Annotated in this window: 17 protein-coding genes; 13 read left to right on the top strand and 4 right to left on the bottom strand. The window is 63.1% G+C overall.

Translation table 11 applies throughout. From position 1 onward, the window contains the following. The first annotated feature begins 1 nt into the window (after position 1). A complete protein-coding gene (locus tag AAC126_RS08575) occupies positions 2-289 on the top strand; it encodes a hypothetical protein (protein ID WP_339852197.1) in 288 nt (95 codons plus the stop codon). 21 nt (positions 290-310) lie between these two features. Here the strand turns inward: AAC126_RS08575 and AAC126_RS08570 are convergent, their stop codons facing one another. Next, positions 311-2,341: a 4Fe-4S binding protein gene (locus tag AAC126_RS08570; protein WP_339852196.1), complete on the bottom strand. Its 2,031-nt coding sequence runs from the start codon at positions 2,339-2,341 to the stop codon at positions 311-313. A gap of 120 nt (positions 2,342-2,461) precedes the next feature. On the opposite strand from AAC126_RS08570, the gene AAC126_RS08565 reads away from it, so the two are divergent. From AAC126_RS08565 to AAC126_RS08515, 11 genes are all read left to right on the top strand, one after another. Beyond that, on the top strand, positions 2,462-3,007 hold the full coding sequence (locus tag AAC126_RS08565) for a DUF3305 domain-containing protein (RefSeq protein ID WP_339852194.1): 546 nt from the start codon (positions 2,462-2,464) through the stop codon (positions 3,005-3,007). Next, the gene (locus tag AAC126_RS08560) at positions 3,000-3,653 is read left to right on the top strand and encodes a DUF3306 domain-containing protein (protein ID WP_339852191.1); all 654 of its coding nucleotides are present in this window, start codon (positions 3,000-3,002) and stop codon (positions 3,651-3,653) included. The genes AAC126_RS08565 and AAC126_RS08560 overlap by 8 nt, the downstream gene beginning before the upstream one ends. Before the next feature lie 169 nt (positions 3,654-3,822). Beyond that, the gene (locus AAC126_RS08555) at positions 3,823-4,425 is read left to right on the top strand and encodes a molecular chaperone TorD family protein (protein ID WP_339852188.1); all 603 of its coding nucleotides are present in this window, start codon (positions 3,823-3,825) and stop codon (positions 4,423-4,425) included. A gap of 86 nt (positions 4,426-4,511) precedes the next feature. Then, a complete protein-coding gene (locus AAC126_RS08550; RefSeq protein WP_339852186.1) occupies positions 4,512-4,706 on the top strand; it encodes a twin-arginine translocation signal domain-containing protein in 195 nt (64 codons plus the stop codon). Between the two features lie 112 nt (positions 4,707-4,818). After that, complete coding sequence (locus tag AAC126_RS08545; RefSeq protein WP_339852184.1) at positions 4,819-7,689, top strand: formate dehydrogenase subunit alpha; 2,871 nt, start codon at positions 4,819-4,821, stop codon at positions 7,687-7,689. A 12-nt stretch (positions 7,690-7,701) separates the two neighbouring features. Beyond that, positions 7,702-8,298 (top strand): formate dehydrogenase FDH3 subunit beta, encoded by a 597-nt coding sequence (gene fdh3B / locus AAC126_RS08540; protein ID WP_339852181.1) that lies wholly within the window; start codon positions 7,702-7,704, stop codon positions 8,296-8,298. 183 nt (positions 8,299-8,481) lie between these two features. Next, the gene (locus AAC126_RS08535) at positions 8,482-8,688 is read left to right on the top strand and encodes a hypothetical protein (protein WP_339852178.1); all 207 of its coding nucleotides are present in this window, start codon (positions 8,482-8,484) and stop codon (positions 8,686-8,688) included. Between the two features lie 20 nt (positions 8,689-8,708). Continuing rightward, a complete protein-coding gene (locus AAC126_RS08530; RefSeq protein WP_339852175.1) occupies positions 8,709-9,794 on the top strand; it encodes a formate dehydrogenase subunit gamma in 1,086 nt (361 codons plus the stop codon). 52 nt (positions 9,795-9,846) lie between these two features. Then, positions 9,847-11,196 carry a c-type cytochrome gene (locus AAC126_RS08525; protein WP_339852172.1) on the top strand — a complete coding sequence of 450 codons (1,350 nt, stop codon included), beginning with the start codon at positions 9,847-9,849 and terminating at the stop codon, positions 11,194-11,196. 10 nt (positions 11,197-11,206) lie between these two features. Beyond that, positions 11,207-11,338: a hypothetical protein gene (locus AAC126_RS08520; RefSeq protein WP_339852171.1), complete on the top strand. Its 132-nt coding sequence runs from the start codon at positions 11,207-11,209 to the stop codon at positions 11,336-11,338. A gap of 119 nt (positions 11,339-11,457) precedes the next feature. Next, the gene (locus AAC126_RS08515) at positions 11,458-12,369 is read left to right on the top strand and encodes a helix-turn-helix transcriptional regulator (RefSeq protein WP_339852170.1); all 912 of its coding nucleotides are present in this window, start codon (positions 11,458-11,460) and stop codon (positions 12,367-12,369) included. A gap of 18 nt (positions 12,370-12,387) precedes the next feature. Here AAC126_RS08515 and AAC126_RS08510 read toward each other — a convergent pair whose 3' ends face one another. The 3 genes from AAC126_RS08510 to AAC126_RS08500 are packed head-to-tail and all read right to left on the bottom strand — an operon-like array spanning position 12,388 to position 14,736. Continuing rightward, positions 12,388-13,218, bottom strand: a complete 831-nt coding sequence (locus AAC126_RS08510; protein ID WP_339852167.1) for a substrate-binding domain-containing protein — start codon at positions 13,216-13,218, stop codon at positions 12,388-12,390. Positions 13,219-13,256: 38 nt separating this feature from the next. Then, positions 13,257-14,036: an ATP-binding cassette domain-containing protein gene (locus tag AAC126_RS08505; RefSeq protein ID WP_339852165.1), complete on the bottom strand. Its 780-nt coding sequence runs from the start codon at positions 14,034-14,036 to the stop codon at positions 13,257-13,259. Beyond that, positions 14,029-14,736: an ABC transporter permease gene (locus tag AAC126_RS08500; protein ID WP_339852162.1), complete on the bottom strand. Its 708-nt coding sequence runs from the start codon at positions 14,734-14,736 to the stop codon at positions 14,029-14,031. Before AAC126_RS08500 ends, AAC126_RS08505 begins: the two co-directional genes overlap by 8 nt. 214 nt (positions 14,737-14,950) lie before the next feature. On the opposite strand from AAC126_RS08500, the gene boxC reads away from it, so the two are divergent. Then, a partial coding sequence (gene boxC / locus AAC126_RS08495) for a 2,3-epoxybenzoyl-CoA dihydrolase (RefSeq protein ID WP_339852160.1) occupies positions 14,951-16,454 on the top strand: 1,504 nt, incomplete at its 3' end.

Here is a 16,454-nt window from a genome sequence, read left to right as displayed (position 1 = left end):
CATGACCGCCGAGCCTTTCATCGACAGCTGGCGGGCCCGCCTTGTTGCCGGTCTGGTTCTGGTGCTGGCCGCATCGTCTCTTGTCTATATTCACCGCGAAGATCTGGCCGTGCTCGCGCGCGGTGAAGCGGAGAGTGTCGTGCCGGCCAATCCCGAACTGGCAAAATGCCTTTCGGAACGGAATGGCGCGGTTGACCGGATGCTGGCAGAGGGTGTGATTGACGATGCCAAGCACACCCTCTTCAAGCAACGCGCCGCCGCCATGTGCCAGGACAGGTTTGGCGGCTGACAATCCGGTCCGCTTGCGGCGTCAGTGGATGCTTTCGTCCTCGTCGGGGACCTTGCCCTCCTGATAATCCGCTGTCGTCCGGACCATCGGACGGGCGCCGCCGGTCATCGGGTTGCCCGCCTCGAACTGATCGGCGACACGGCAATCCTCGCACATCTGCAGGCGCCGGGCCGCTTCCGGCGTTGCGAACATCGAATGCTTCTCCGCCAGCGTTTTGACGATTCTGTCGATCGTGCTTTTCGCGGCGAAGGGCTTGTCGCAGCGGACGCAATGGAACGGTTCTTCCTCCTTCATCACCACGGGAGATTTGGCCGCGGTCAGGAAGTTGATCCGGGGCTCCAGTGTGATGGCGCTTTCCGGGCAGGTGTTCTTGCAGAGACCGCATTGCACACAACTGCTTTCAACGAAGGAGAGCTGCGGCGCGTCCGGATTGTCGAGTAACGCGCTGGCCGGGCAGGCGCTGACGCAGGCAAGGCAGAGCGTGCAGGCTTCCGTATCGACATTCACCGCGCCGTAGGGGGCGCCGGGCGGCAGCGCGATGCTGTCGACCGGGGTCGGGGCCGCCAGCCTGAGCTGGGCGAGGGCGGTGTCCATGATTTCCCGCTTGCCGCCGAGAGGCAGGAAGAAGCGCGGGGCAACGCCAGCGGGCCGATCCATTGACCAGAGCCGGGTTTCAACCGCGTCCGGATCGGCCTCGACGAGCAGTTCCACCCGGCCGCTTTCGAAGCCGAGGCCGGTCAGGACGGTCTCGGCAAGGCCGATCTGGCCCGCCAGTCCGCCGATTTCCTCCTGCTTGCGCGGATGGGCGTACAGCACCACCCGCCCGGCGCCGAAGGCAAAGGCGGCTGCGAGGAAGTCGAGTCCGATCTGGGTCACCTGCGTTACCGCGAACGGGATCACGTGGGCGGGCAGGCCGCGCCCGAACCGGGCCGACATGTCGATCATCGCGTTACCGTCGGTGGTATCGTGGATCAGGAGAGCGGCATCCCGGCCACCGGCATCCGCATAGGCCTGCATCAGCACGGACAGACGCTCGACCAGGGTCGATGTTGGCGGGAAGGCGTAATGCGCGGCACCGGTCGGGCAGACCGAATTACAGGAACCGCAGCCGCCGCAGATATGCGCATCGAAGGCGACGACATCGCCGTCAGAGCTGATGGCGCCTGCCGGACAGACATCGATGCAGCGCGAACAGCCGGTCTTGCGGCTGCGGGAATGGGCGCAGAGATCGGCTTTGAAATCGACATAACGCGGCTTCGCGAACTCGCCGACCATGTCCGAAAGCTCGAACAGGGCCTTCTGCACGGCGACCGGATCGCCCGGATCGGGGCGGAAATAGCCGTCGCGCTTGTCATGGCCGGTGAAAAGCGGGGTCTCTCCGGTCAGGTCGAGAATGAGGTCGCATTTCGAGACGGCGCCGTTCTGCGGCCGTTCGAAGGAGAAGGCGTCGCGGCTTGCAGGATTGGCGGGCGCGTAATCGTCGACGCCGATCTCGAAAGCCCCGAGATACCCGGACGAGCGGATGATCCGGCCATGGAAGACAGGCACATCCATGACGGAAGGTGGCACGATGCCCGCGCTTTCTTTCAGCAGCAGCGTGACGTCGAGCCGCTCCGAGAGCTGGCGCGCGGCGTCGAGGGCGGACTGATCCTTGCCATAGACCAGGCAGATGCCGTCGGATGAGAGGGACACCTGTGTCGTCGGTGTGCCCGCGACTGCGGCTTCCGCGATCAGGGCCGCGATTTTAGGCCCGGCTTGCGAGGCTTCCCCGGACCAGCCGGCTCTTTCGCGGATATTGACGAAGGTCAGAGCCTCCTCGTCCAGCCCGGCTTCCTGTCCGATCTCACGGAAAAGTGGCGCTTCCTGGGTGCAGCAGACGGTCAGCGGTGTGCCCGCTGCTGCCGCATCGCGAAAATTTCCGAGCTGGGACCGGCACAGGGCGGAATGGATGAAGGGGGCCGTCCCGCCTTGCGCAACCGCGCCCGCGACAGCCTCGAGGGGCATGGTCTGATTGCAATTGCAGACCAGCAGCCGCCCGCTTTCGGTGGCCATATATCTCTCTCCTGTGCGCTTTCTGTGTTTCAGTCTTTTCGGCGCGCACTTTTGGTACACATATTTGCAACACGGGAGCGCCGGGGCAATGACCCCGAGCGGACAATCCAAGGAGTGGAAATGGAACGCAGCCGGACAATCCCGGTTGGACTGGTGCTGGAGCGCCGGAAAATCGACAATCCGTGGCAGAATTATCGCTGGAACGCGGTCTCCGTGATCGTCGGGGCACCGGACGTCGGAGAGTGGACCTTGCTCGACCGGGGGCCGGATTTCGAGCGCTACCACGCGGCGACGCTGCCGCTGACCCTGTATCGGAAAGAGACTGAATCCTACAAGGTGAACCTGTCGGGCCAGCCGTCGGTCTATGTCGTGCTGCGGACGGATGACGATCCGGACTCGCCTTACGAGGTCTACCCCTTCCTGGCCACGGCCTCGGCCTATGAGGCGCAGGATTATCTGGATTCAGGCGAGGAGACCGTCGAAAGCGTCCCGATGCCCGAGGGGTTGATCGCCTGGGTGCAGGATTTCTGCGACACGCATCACGAGGATGAGGTGTTCATCAAGCGCAAGCGCAGCGATCACCGCCACGAGCAGGAAAAATTCGCCCGCCAGCCCAGGGTCGATGACGGCGGGCGGCGCATACCGGGGAGACGCCGCCTTGACTGACGCCCACGACGATGGCGGTGACAATTTCCTCGCGCGCTGGTCCAGACGCAAGGATTCCGCCCGGATTGCCGAAACGGCCACACCGCGCGAAAAGCGTGGTGGCGCGGCCCCGGTTCTTCCCGAGGAGGCGCCGGAAGATCAGCTCCCGGCTCTGGTCACCGGAGACGAGCGCGCCCTGACGGAAGAGGAGCAGGAGTTGGTCGACGGCCTGCCGGATATCGAAACGCTCGATGCTGAGAGTGATTTCACGCCGTTCATGCAGAGCAAGGTTCCCGAGTTTCTGCGCCGGCGCGCCCTGCAGGCTCTGTGGCGCAGCAATCCGCTGCTGGCGAATGTCGACGGTCTGGTCGATTACGGCGAGGATTTCACTGATTCGGCCATGGTGATTGAAGGCATGCAGACGGCCTACCGGGTCGGCAAGGGGTTCATGACCGATGAGGAGCTTGCCGAAAACGCCAGGGAAGATGACGCCGGGGCTGACGGTGCCGATGCTGAAAACGAGCCGGATGATGAGGAAGAGGCGCGGCGCCTGGCTGCTGCCGAAAGGGCAGAAACCGGGGCGGATATGGATCCCGCGCCTGACGCAGGCGATGACGGCCAGGCCGAAATCGATGACGACGAGGTTGGTGACGGCGACCTCGAATAACGCGTGGCGTTCTTCGCAGGGTGGAAAACCTTTGCCGTACCGGCTGCGTCCATATGGACTTATGGACTGGGCGAGCGTACTTTAACGATTCTAAGAACGGCACTAAGCCGTTGCAACGAAGCTTGCGATTCCCATCGGTTTACGCGGGCACGTTTGGGAGAGTGGGTCGGTGACAGAGACCGCCCGAAGTCTGGTGTCTGAAGAAGACGCCGTCAGAGCGCACTGGTACGGTCTACTTGCGCATTACCTTGCGCGTCCGCCGCACCAGGACAGTCTTGAGCTCGCCCGTGGCCTCGAAGGGGACGACACGCCGCTTGGCAAGTCCGTCGCCGCCTTTGCGGCCGCGGCGCGCGCGGCGACTGTCGAGACCGCTGACGAAGAATTCCATAAACTGTTTTACGGAGTCGGGCGCGGTGAACTTGTTCCCCACGGCTCCTTCTATCTGACAGGTTTCCTGAACGAAAAACCCCTGGCCGAGCTCCGTAAGGATCTCGCGCAACTCGGTGTTGCCCGTGCCGATGATGTGAAAGAGCCGGAAGATCATGTCGCCGCGCTCTGCGATGTGATGGCGGGGATGATCCGTGGCGATTTCGGCCCTGCCTGCCATCTGGAGCGCCAAGCCGAATTTTTTGACCGGCACATGGCGCCGTGGGCCGTGAAGTTTTTCGAAGATCTCGAAGGCGCCAAGGCGTCCACGCTCTACATGCCGCTCGGCGCTATCGGGCGGCAGTTCATCGAGATCGAGATCGAGTCGTTCCGGATGCTCGACTAGGGCACCGGCGATACTTTCCCGCAACCGGGCACGGGCCGGCGGCGGATCGGCATATAGGACCCGTGCGGAGCAGAACGGAGTTGGAGATGGCGAAAACAAAAAAGCCCGAATCCACACGCCGTGATTTCCTGAAATTGTCGGGCATCGGCGCTGCCGCCGGTGCTGCGGCAATTGCCGGGGCGCAGAAACCTGCCGAGGCCGCATCGCGGCCCGAAAAGGTCAGTGCCGGCTACAGGGAAACCGCGCATGTGAAGACGGCCTACGCTCTGTCGCGCTTCTAGGAGCAAGACGGGGAGGGTCCTCTCACTTGGGAGGTCCCGGGGCGCCACATGCTGGGGCGCCTGCTGAAACATAAGCGGTCGATAAAGAGGCCGTAATGTTCGGGAGAACGATATGTTGATGAAGAAGACGGGCGGGCGATCCGGATCGCCCCGCATGTCGCGTGCATTGGCCGCCCAGGCCGGCAGCGCGATCGACCGGAGAACGTTCCTGAGACGCTCCGGTATTACAGTCGGCGGTCTTGCCGCCGCAGCCACCCTCGGCGGTGGCATGGTCAAGAAAGCCGAAGCTCAAGCCAATCCGATGGCCGGTGTCGAGAGAATCCGGTCTGTCTGCACGCACTGCTCCGTCGGTTGTACGGTCGAGGCGGAAGTGCAGAACGGTGTCTGGATCGGCCAGGAGCCGGGCTTCGACAGCCCGTTTAACCTCGGGTCCCATTGCGCCAAGGGCGCATCGGTGCGCGAGCATGCGCATGGCGAGCGGCGCCTGAAATACCCGATGAAGCTGATCAACGGCAAATACACCAAGGTCAGCTGGGAGCAGGCGATCAACGATATCGGCGACCAGATGCTGAAGATCCGGGAAGAAAGCGGCCCGGATTCGGTGTACTGGCTCGGTTCCGCCAAGCACAGCAACGAACAGGCCTACCTGTTCCGTAAATTCTACGCCTTCTGGGGTTCCAATAACGGAGACCATCAGGCGCGTATCTGTCACTCGACCACGGTCGCGGGTGTTGCAAACACCTGGGGCTACGGCGCGATGACGAACAGCTACAACGACATCCACAACAGCCGTGCCATCTTCGTCATCGGCGGGAACCCGGCGGAGGCCCACCCGGTCTCGCTGCTGCACCTGCTGCGGGCGAAGGAGCAGAACAATGCGCCGCTGATCGTCTGCGACCCGCGCTTCACGCGGACCGCGGCACACGCGACCGAATATGTCCGGTTCCGTCCGGGCTCGGACGTCGCGCTGATCTGGGGCCTGCTCTGGCACATCTTCGAGAATGGCTGGGAAGACAAGGAATTCATCCGCCAGCGCGTCTGGGGCATGGAAGAAATCCGGGCCGAAGTGAAGAAGTGGACGCCGGAAGAGACCGAGCGGGTCACCGGGGTTCCGGGCTCGCAGATGCGCCGTGTCGCGCGGACCATGGTCAACAACCGTCCGGGCACCGTGATCTGGTGCATGGGCGGCACCCAGCACACCAACGGCAATAACAACACCCGTGCCTATTGCATCCTGCAGCTCGCGCTCGGGAACATGGGCAAGGCCGGTGGCGGCACCAACATCTTCCGCGGCCACGACAACGTGCAGGGCGCGACCGATCTTGGCGTGCTGTCCCACACCCTGCCGGGCTATTACGGCCTGAGCACCGGTGCCTGGAAGCACTGGTCCCGGGTCTGGGATGTCGATTACGACTATCTGCTTGGCCGGTTCGCCGACAAGAAGCTGATGGAATCCAGCGGCATTCCGGTGTCGCGCTGGATCGACGGCGTGCTTGAAGACAAGGCCAACATGGATCAGCCGAACAATGTTCGGGCTATGGTGCTGTGGGGCCACGCGCCGAACTCGCAGACCCGTATGGTCGAGATGAAGAAGGCGATGGAGAAACTCGATCTCCTTGTCGTCGTCGATCCGTACCCGACGGTTTCCGCCGTGCTGCATGACCGCAAGGACGGGGTCTATCTGCTCCCGGCGGCAACGCAGTTCGAGACCTATGGTTCGGTTACCGCTTCCAACCGCTCCATCCAGTGGCGCGAAAAAGTGGTGGAGCCGCTGTTCGAATCCAAGACCGACCATGAGATCATGTATCTCTTCGCCGAGAAATTCGGCATGGCCGACCAGATGTTCAAGAACATCAAGGTCAACGGCAAGGAGCCTTACGTCGAGGATATCACCGCCGAGATCAACAAGGGCATGTGGACCATCGGCTATACCGGCCAGACGCCGGAGCGGCTGCGCAAGCACATGGCCAATCAGCACACGTTCGACAAGACGACGCTGGAAGCCAAGGGCGGTCCGTGCGACGGCGACTATTACGGTATGCCGTGGCCGTGCTGGGGCACGCCGGAGATGAACCATCCGGGCACCCCGATCCTGTACGATCCGTCGAAGCCGGTTTCCGAGGGCGGACTTACCTTCCGCGCCCGGTTCGGTGTCGAACGGAACGGCGAGAACCTTCTGGCCGTGGATTCCTATGGCGCCAATTCGGATCTGAAGGACGGATATCCGGAATTCACCATGGCCATGCTGAAGAAGCTTGGCTGGGACAAGGAGCTGACGGACGAGGAACGGAAAACCATCGAAGGTATTTCCGGCGACAAGACGAACTGGAAGACCGACCTTTCCGGCGGTATCCAGCGCGTTGCGATCGCTCACGAATGCTCGCCCTTCGGTAATGCCAAGGCCCGGGCCGTGGTCTGGACCTTCCCGGATCCGGTGCCGTTGCACCGCGAGCCGCTCTACACGTCCCGGCGTGACCTCGTGGCGGATTATCCGACCTACGAGGACAGGAAGTCGTATCGCCTGCCGACACTCTATGCGTCGATCCAGAAGAACGATTTCTCGAAGGACTTCCCGGTGATCCTCACCTCCGGCCGGCTGGTCGAATATGAGGGCGGCGGGGACGAAACCCGGTCCAACCCATGGCTGGCCGAGCTGCAGCAGGACATGTTCATCGAGATCAATCCCCGCGATGCCAACAATTACGGCGTCAAGGACGGGCAGATGGTCTGGGTAACGGGTCCGGAAAACGGCAAGGTCAAGGTCAAGGCAATGGTCACCGAACGGGTCGGCACGGGCGTCGCCTTCATGCCGTTCCATTTCGGCGGGCATTTCCAGGGCAAGGATCTCCGGAGCAAGTATCCGGACGGTGCGGACCCTTATGTCCTCGGCGAATCCACCAACACTGCGCAGACCTACGGCTACGATTCGGTCACGCAGATGCAGGAAACCAAAGCGACCCTGTGTCGTATTGAGCCTGCGTAAGGGAGCGAAACAATGGCACGTATGAAGTTCCTGTGTGACGCCGAGCGCTGCATCGAGTGCAATGCCTGTGTCACGGCCTGCAAAAACGAAAATGAGGTGCCCTGGGGTGTAAACCGCCGGCGCGTCGTCACGATCAATGACGGCAAGCCGGGTGAACGGTCCATCTCGGTCGCCTGCATGCATTGCTCCGACGCACCCTGCATGGCGGTGTGCCCGGTCGATTGCTTCTATCAGACCGACGAGGGTGTGGTTCTGCACTCCAAGGATCTGTGCATCGGCTGCGGCTATTGCCTCTATGCCTGTCCGTTCGGGGCACCCCAATACCCGCAAGCGGGTAATTTCGGCAGCCGCGGCAAGATGGACAAGTGCACCTTCTGCTCCGGCGGTCCGGAAGAAGACAACAGCAATGCCGAGTTCCAGAAGTACGGACGGAACCGGCTGGCCGAGGGCAAACTCCCGCTTTGTGCGGAAATGTGCTCGACCAAGGCGCTGCTGGCCGGTGACGGGGACATTGTCTCCGCCATCTATCGCGAGCGTATCGTCGCCCGCGGCTTTGGCTCCGGCGCTTGGGGCTGGGGCACGGCCTACGACCAGAAAACCGGCGGGTAATCGCCTGTTCCGGAGGCCGCATAGTGCGGCCTCCGGTCCGGTCTGTAGAGCAAACACGTGCGTGTAGCCGATTCCGATCCGGCGCGTGGCGTCAGGGGACGCCATTCCTGGACAGTGACCGGTCGTCCATGGATCGCGATTGCGAGAACGGACGCATTGCATTTTTCGGGGAGTCAAACGGACATGATGTCATTTCGTCCGACATGGATTCGCGGCGCGGCACTCGCGGTGCTTGTCCTGGCGCTGCTTGGCGGCTGCCGGGAGACAGAGCAGGACCGTGTGCTCCTGTATAAAAAAGGCACCTATCTGGGCAAGGCGGACCAGCACTTGTCAGAAGAAACCCTGTCGGAAATCCGCGAGCGCGGCCGCCGGCAGAGCTTCGACCTCTAGGCCCCGGGGGAGATCACAACATGACATTCTCGGCTTTCACCAAATATCTCGCCGGCCTGGCCGCGGTCGTGACGCTTATCGCCGGGCTCGGCCTGATGACCGGTGCGAACCTCCTCGTCCCGGAAGCTTCCGCGCAGCAGACCGGCCACGTGCCGGGCAATACGCTCGGCACCTCGAGCGATGCTGATTTCTGGCGTCAGATCCGCAAGGGCGAGCAGGGGAATGTTTCGATCCCGAATGCCCGCGCCGGTGTGCTGATCCAGTCGGAAGGGGATAACTGGCGGGCTTTCCGGAACGGGCCATTGTCCGTGTTCGGCGCCTGGGCGCTGCTTGGCATCATCATCCTGCTCTGCATCTTCTTTATCATTCGCGGCCGGATCCGGGTCGAGCATGGCATGAGCGGCAGGCTGATCGAGCGTTTCAACACGGTCGAACGATTTGCCCACTGGCTGACCGCGACAAGTTTCGTGGTGCTGGCGCTTACCGGACTCAACGTGCTGTACGGCCGCTATGCTCTGAAACCGCTGATCGGCGCGGACGCTTTCTCGGTCATCACCATCGCGGGCAAGTATCTGCACAATTACCTGGCCTTCGCCTTCATGGTCGGCGTGATCATGATGTTCGTGATGTGGGTCGGCCATAACATTCCGAACCGGACCGATCTGAACTGGATCGCCAAGGCCGGGGGCCTGCTTTCCAAGGGTGTCCACCCGCCGGCGAAGAAATTCAATGCCGGTCAGAAGCTGATCTTCTGGTCCGTCATCATTGGCGGGGCCTCGATCAGCGTCTCGGGTATCGCCCTGCTGTTCCCGTTCGAGATTCAGATGTTCGGCAAGACCTTCGCCTTCATCAATATCTTCGGCGCGGATCTGCCGACCGAGCTGACGGTGATGCAGGAAATGCAGCTTTCCCAGCTCTGGCATTCCATCGTCGGGATCGGCCTGATCATGGTCATCATCGCCCATATCTATATCGGCTCCATCGGCATGGAGGGCGCGTTCGATGCCATGGGCAGCGGCAAGGTGGACGAGAACTGGGCCAAGGAACATCACAGTCTCTGGGTCGAGGAAGTCCGGGCGCGTCAGGCTTCGTCCGGCTCGGACTAGGCGTTCGCCAGAGGCCATGGTGCGCCGGGACAGCGGCAGGACATCGGCATTTTTGCAGGGTGCGATCCGGCGCCGGATCGCACCGCTTCTTGTTGCCATGCCCCTTGCGCTCTCCCCGGTGCCACCGGCCGGTGCGGAGCTGGTCGGTCATGGCGGGCCGGTTCACGCCATCTCCATTTCCGGTGACGGCAAGACGGCCCTGACCGCGGGCTTCGACTATTCCATCATCCATTGGGACATGCAGACCGAGCAGGCGCGGGTCCTGATGTATGGCCATGACGCGGCTGTCAGTGATGTGGCTTTTGTGCCGGGAGGCGGCTTCGCCGTTTCGGGCGGGAATGACGGCGCGGTCTATCTCTGGCGGATTGGCGCGGTGGAACCGTTGCGCCTGCTGCACAGGCATGAGGGTAACGTGTCGTCGCTCGCGGTATCGCCGGACGGGAGGTTTGCCGCCTCGGCGGGATTCGACGGGCTGGTGCGGATGACGCCGCTCACGGGCGATGCGGAGACCGTGACCCTCAAGGGGCATGCCGGGCCGGTCAATGCGGTGCTGTTCGCGGGAGACGGGAGCCGGCTGCTGACGGCCGGTTATGACGGCACCATCCGGCTCTGGCCTGTTGCTGCCGGCGCCGCGCCGGAGCTGTTCGCCGAAATCGGATTGCCGGTGAACCGGCTGGCGCTTTCCCCTGACGGGGGAACCCTGGTGGTTGCCGGGACAGACGAGGCCGTGCGCCTGTTCGATATGGAGAGCCGGGAGGAACGCCGCTTCATGCTCGGCCACGAAGCGCCGGTGCTTTCAATCGCGATCACGCCGGACGGGGAGCGGTTTGCGACCGGCGGCGCGCGGGGGCAGATCGTCTTCTGGTCGCTCGGGGACGGGCGGCCGCTCAAGACATTACGGGGGCATAAGGGGCCGGTCTGGTCGGTTGCCTTCACGCCGGATGGCAGCCAGCTTTTGTCCGCCGGACGGGACGGGCGGGTGATCCGCTGGGATCTTGAAGCAGGCACGGAGATCGGCGCCAGAAGAAAACCGGAGGAATCCCCCTATATCCCGCCGGGCGATGCGCTGGCGGCGCGCGGTGCTGAGCTGTTCAAAACCTGCGGCGTATGCCACACCCTGACGCCGGATGGCGGCCACCGGGCGGGACCCACTCTCTACGGTGTGTTCGGACGCCGGGTCGGCACCGTTGACGGATATCCCTATTCGAAAGCGCTGCGCGAGAGCGATATTATCTGGAACGAACAGACCATCGGGGCATTGTTCGAGAAAGGACCGCAGCATGTGGTCCCGGGCACCAAGATGCCCTTGCAGCGCCTCGGGAATGCGGAAGACCGCCGCGCATTAATCCATTTTCTGCGGCAGGCACTGGCTTTTGCCGAACGCCGGGCCGGACAAAACTAGGGAGAACGACATGAAAGCCTTCGTCGCTGCATTGATCGGGGTCTGTGTGATTTCAGGGATCGCCTGGGGCGGCCTTCACATGGTCGATTTCAGCACAAAGACCGTTTATCAGTCCGCAACGGGCGATGTCCGGCTTGAGTGATGCTTCGGGCTTCGTTTTGCCTCCTCTCTTGAACCCGCCGCCGCCACAGATTGACGGAAGCGGGTGTCGCCAGTAAGGCTTCCCGGGATGATTTTCACGATCGACACGTCGCGAGGCCGATGACCGTTCCGCCCCCTGCATTCCTGACCGTGCGCGAGCTTGCGGAATTGCTGCGGGTGAAAGAGCGCAAGGTCTATCAGCTCGTGGCCGATGGGGAGGTTCCCTGCCGCCGCGTTACCGGCAAGTTGCTGTTCCCCCGCCAGGAGATCGAGGCCTGGATCACGGGGGAGGCAAGCGCTCCGCCTGCAACACCATCAGCGCCTTCCCCGAGTGTTCTTCCCGGCCGTGCCGGGATTGTCGCGGGCAGCCACGATCCCCTGCTCGACTGGGCATTGCGGGAATCCGGCGCTGGTCTGCCGACCCTGTTCGATGGAAGCCTCGACGGTATTGCCCGGTTCGAGAAGCGGGAGGCGTCCGTCGCGGGCATTCATATTCCCGAGGAAGACGGTGCGGGCTGGAACCTGTCCGCCGTACATGCTCTCGGCCCCGCGCGGGATGCCGTCCTGATTTCCTGGGCAATTCGCAGCCGCGGCCTGATCGTCGCGCCGGGAAATCCGCGCGCTATCGGCGGGATTGCGGATCTTGCCGGAAAGGCTGTGGCGCAGAGGCAGGCGCATGCCGGAAGCCAGTTGCTGCTGGAGCAATTGATGGTGCGTGCCGGCCTGACGGAATCGGATGTGAACTGGCTGGACTCTCCGGCGCGCACGGAAACGGACGTGGCCGAAGCGGTGCGTGCGGGCCGGGCCGATGCCGGTCTCGGGCTGGTCGCGGCGGCAGTGCCGCATGGCCTCGATTTCATTCCCCTGGTCGAGGAACGGTTCGATCTGCTGGTCTGCCGGAAGTTTTATTTCGAGCCGCCGTTCCAGGCCCTGCTCGCTTTTGCGTCGGGACAGGCTTTCCGCGCGCGGGCGGCGGAGCTGGGCGGATACGATGTGGCCGAATGCGGTCGGGTCAGGGACAACGCGCCCTGACCCTTGCCTTGATGTGGTTCAGCTTGCGTTCGCGAAGAACAGCTGCTGGCCATTCAGCTTGTAGCTGTTGATGGTCTTCTGGCCTTCCTCGCCGGTCACCCAGTCGATGAAGGTCTGGCCGAGTTCCTTTTTCACCGCCGGATGCTTGGCCGGGTTTACCAGAATGACGCCATACTGGTTGAAGAGAACCTTGTCGCCCTCGACCTGAATCTTGAAGTCACCCTTGTTCTTGAAGCTGATCCAGGTGGCCCGGTCGGTCAGGGCGTAGGCGCCCATGCCGACGGCCGCATTCAGGGTCGCGCCCATGCCGGAGCCGGTTTCCCGGTACCAGGAGCCGCTGGACGCGTCCGCATCGACACCGGCCGCTTTCCAGAGAAGCTTTTCCTTCTTGTGCGTGCCGCTGTCATCGCCGCGCGAGGCGAAAGGTGTCTTCGCATCGGCGATCATTTTCAGCGCCGCCGGGGCGTCCTTCATGCCGCCGACTTTTGCCGGATCGGCGGCCGGGCCGACAATGATGAAATCGTTGAACATGACATCCTGGCGCTTAACGCCGAAACCGTCGGAGACGAATTTCTCTTCCGAGGGCTTGGCGTGCACGAACAGCACGTCGCCGTCACCGTTCCGCGCATTCTTCAGTGCCTGGCCGGTGCCGACGGCCACGACCCGGACTTCGATGCCGGTCTTCTTGGTGAAGATCGGCAGCATGTAATCGAACAGACCCGAATTCTGCGTCGATGTAGTCGATTGCACGGTGATGAACTTGTCGGCGGCAAGGGCGCCGCCGTTGCCCGTGACGGCAAGCATCGCGGCGAGCGCGAGCCCTCCGATCAAAATTCTCAAATGCTTCATCTCATTCGCTCCCATTGTCCGTTTCAGTGACGGCTTGGTCAGGCACCGTCCGGCAGATGCAGCCGTCCGGCCAGGTAGTCGCGCGCCGCGGCGCTCGACGGTTTCTCGAAGAAGGCGGCGGCGGCGCTTTGTTCCGCGATCCGGCCCCGGTCCATGAAGATGATCTCGGCGGCAAGGCGCCGGGCCTGGTGGATATCGTGGCTGATCATGACGATCTTGCAGCCGCGCCGTTCCGCCGCCAGCACCAGCGTCTCGATGGCGGCGGTGGAGGCGGGGTCGAGGCTGGCTGTCGGCTCATCCAGGAACAGCACGTCCGGCCGCAGGCTGAGGGCACGGGCGAGGGCAAGGCGCTGTTGTTCGCCGCCGGACAGAACCCGGGCCGGGCGCGTCGCCAGATGCGCGATACCTGCTTCCTTCAGGGCCTCGGCCGCCCGCATGTCCCGTTCGCCACGGGGCACGCCCGCCGCTTTCAGGGCGTGGTCGAGATTGGCGGCGGCGGACCGGCGCAGCAGCACCGGCTTCTGGAACACCATGGCCTGGCGCTTGCGGATCTCCCGATTGGCGGTCTGTCCCCGCCAGGTCACCGTACCGGCGCTCGCCGGGATCAGCCCGTGCAGGATACGCATCAGAATGCTTTTTCCGGCACCGTTCGGACCGAGGATCATGCTGATGCCGCCCTCGGTGATTTGCAGGCTTACCCTGTCCAGCAGGGCCAGCCCGTCGGGTGCGTAGCTGATATCTTCCGCGCGCAGCGGCAGCAGCGGATTGGTTGCCGCGAAGCTCGCATTCTGGCTGACATTCTGCGGAATGTTATTCATAGGCAAACCGCCGCGCCGTCCCCTTCAGGGCCATCAGGGCGGCATTCACGCTGATCGAGATGCCGATCAGGATGATGCCGAGCGCCAGCGCCAGGGCGAGGTCGCCTTTTGAGGTTTCCAGCGCGATGGCCGTGGTCATCACCCGGGTCACGTGATTGATGTTGCCGCCGACGATGATCACCGCTCCGACTTCCGCGACTGCCCGGCCGAACCCGGCCAGCGCCACGGTGATCAGCGAAAACCGCGCATCCCAGAGAAGGGTTGTGAGGGTGGAGAGCGGCCCGAGGGCGAGGGAGCGCAATTGCTCGTCATATTCCTTATGCAGATCGGCGATGACCTGCCGGGTCAGCGCCGTTGCGATCGGTGTCACCAGCACGGTCTGCGCGATCACCATGGCGGTCGGCGAATAGAGTAGCTGGAAGGTGCCGAACGGCCCCGCGTTCGACAGCAGCATGTAGATCGCCAGTCCGACCACCACGGGCGGCAGGCCCATCATGGCGTTGGTCAGGACCAGAAGCAGACCGCGCCCCGGAAACCGGAAGATGGCGATGGCCGCGCCAAGGGACATGCCGATCATGCAGGCGCACAGGGTCGCGGACAGGCTGACCTTCAGCGACAGCAGTACGATCTCCGCGAGATCTGCGTCGGCGGAAAGGATGAGCCGGAAGGCCAGCGAGAATGATTCTGCAAAATCCTGCATAATTTTACATTACAGGGTGTTTTTTACCGAATCCAGTTGGTTTTCCGGCATGCGGGCAGGACGGGAGACGGCGGCTTTGCTGATGGCGCGGAGTCAGGTGAGCCTCAACATGCAAAATAATGCATGTCAATTTTGGTGATTGCATTATAGTGCGTTCTCGATTGAAGAAGACGGAGCGCCCCGGCGAGTGGCGCCCTCATGGGAGATGCGCAAAATGATGATCGATTTCCGGACCGATCCGTCCCGCTACAAGCACTGGAAGCTGGTGTTCGACGGCGCCCGTGCCGACCTTGTCATGGATGTGGACGAGAAGGGTGGCCTGTTCGAGGGCTATGAGCTGAAGCTCAATTCCTACGATCTTGGCGTCGATATCGAGCTTTATGACGCGATCCAGCGGCTGCGGTTCGAGCATCCGGAAGTGAAGGTCGTCGTGCTGCGGTCGGCCAAGGACCGGGTGTTCTGCGCCGGCGCCAATATCCGCATGCTGGCGGGCGCGGCCCATGCCCATAAGGTGAATTTCTGCAAATTCACCAACGAGACACGGAATTACATGGAAGAGGCCAGCGCCGAGTCCGGCCAGAAATATCTGGCGGCGGTGACGGGTGCCTGCGCCGGTGGCGGCTATGAGCTGGCCCTTGCGACCGACCATATCATCCTGACCGACGACGGCTCCTCCGCCGTCTCTCTGCCGGAAGCGCCGCTGCTGGCCGTGCTGCCGGGTACCGGCGGCCTGACCCGCGTCACCGACAAGCGCAAGGTCCGGCGGGACCGCGCGGATGTGTTCTGCGCCATCGAGGAAGGCATCAAGGGCAAGCGCGCCGCGGACTGGGATCTGGTCGATGAGCTGGCCCCGAACTCGAAGTTCGACGAGGTGGTCGCGGCCCGTGTCGCCACGATGGCGGAAGGCTCCGATCGGCCGTCCGATGCCAGGGGTATCGCTTTTCCGCCGATCGAGCGGAAGATCGAGGGCGATCTGATGCAATACGATCTGGTCACGGTCGAGATCGACCGGGACGAGCGGAACGCCACCATCACCCTCACCGGACCGGAACAGGATGTGCCGGCCGATACCGACGCCCTGGCCGCGCTCGGCGCCGATTACTGGATGCTGAAGCTATGCCGTGAGCTGGATGACGCGATCCTGCATCTGCGGATCAACGAGCTGGAAATCGGCACGCTCATTCTGAAAACCGCAGGCGACGGCGCGAAGGTGCTGGCGCACGATGCTTTTATTGCTGCCAACCGCGGCAACTGGCTGGCCCGCGAGATCTCGCTTTACTGGAAACGTGTGATGAAGCGGATCGACGTGACCTCGCGCTCGCTTGTGGCGTTGGTCGAGCCGGGAAGCTGCTTTGCCGGATCGCTGGCCGAGCTGCTGTTCGCCGCCGACCGCAGCTACATGCTGGAAGGCCAGCTTGACGGCGATAACCGTCCGCCGGCCGAAATCGCGCTTGGCCCGGCCAATTTCGGCCCGTTCCCGATGAGCAACGATCTGACCCGGCTCGAGACCCGGTTCCTCGGCGCGCCGGAGGCGGTGACGAAAGCGGAAGGCTCGATCGGCGAGAGTCTGGATGCGGAACGGGCGGATGAGCTTGGCCTCGTCACCTTCATCTTCGACGATATCGACTGGGAGGACGAGGTCCGGATGTTCCTCGAGGAACGCTCCAGCTTCTCCCCCGATGCGCTCACCGGCATGGAGGCGAACCTGCGTTTCGCCG

It is taken from the genome of uncultured Nisaea sp. (assembly GCF_963974195.1).
GTDB lineage: Bacteria > Pseudomonadota > Alphaproteobacteria > Thalassobaculales > Thalassobaculaceae > Nisaea.
Note: the sequence above shows the minus strand (reverse complement) of the source record. Positions and strands in the feature narration are given on the sequence as shown.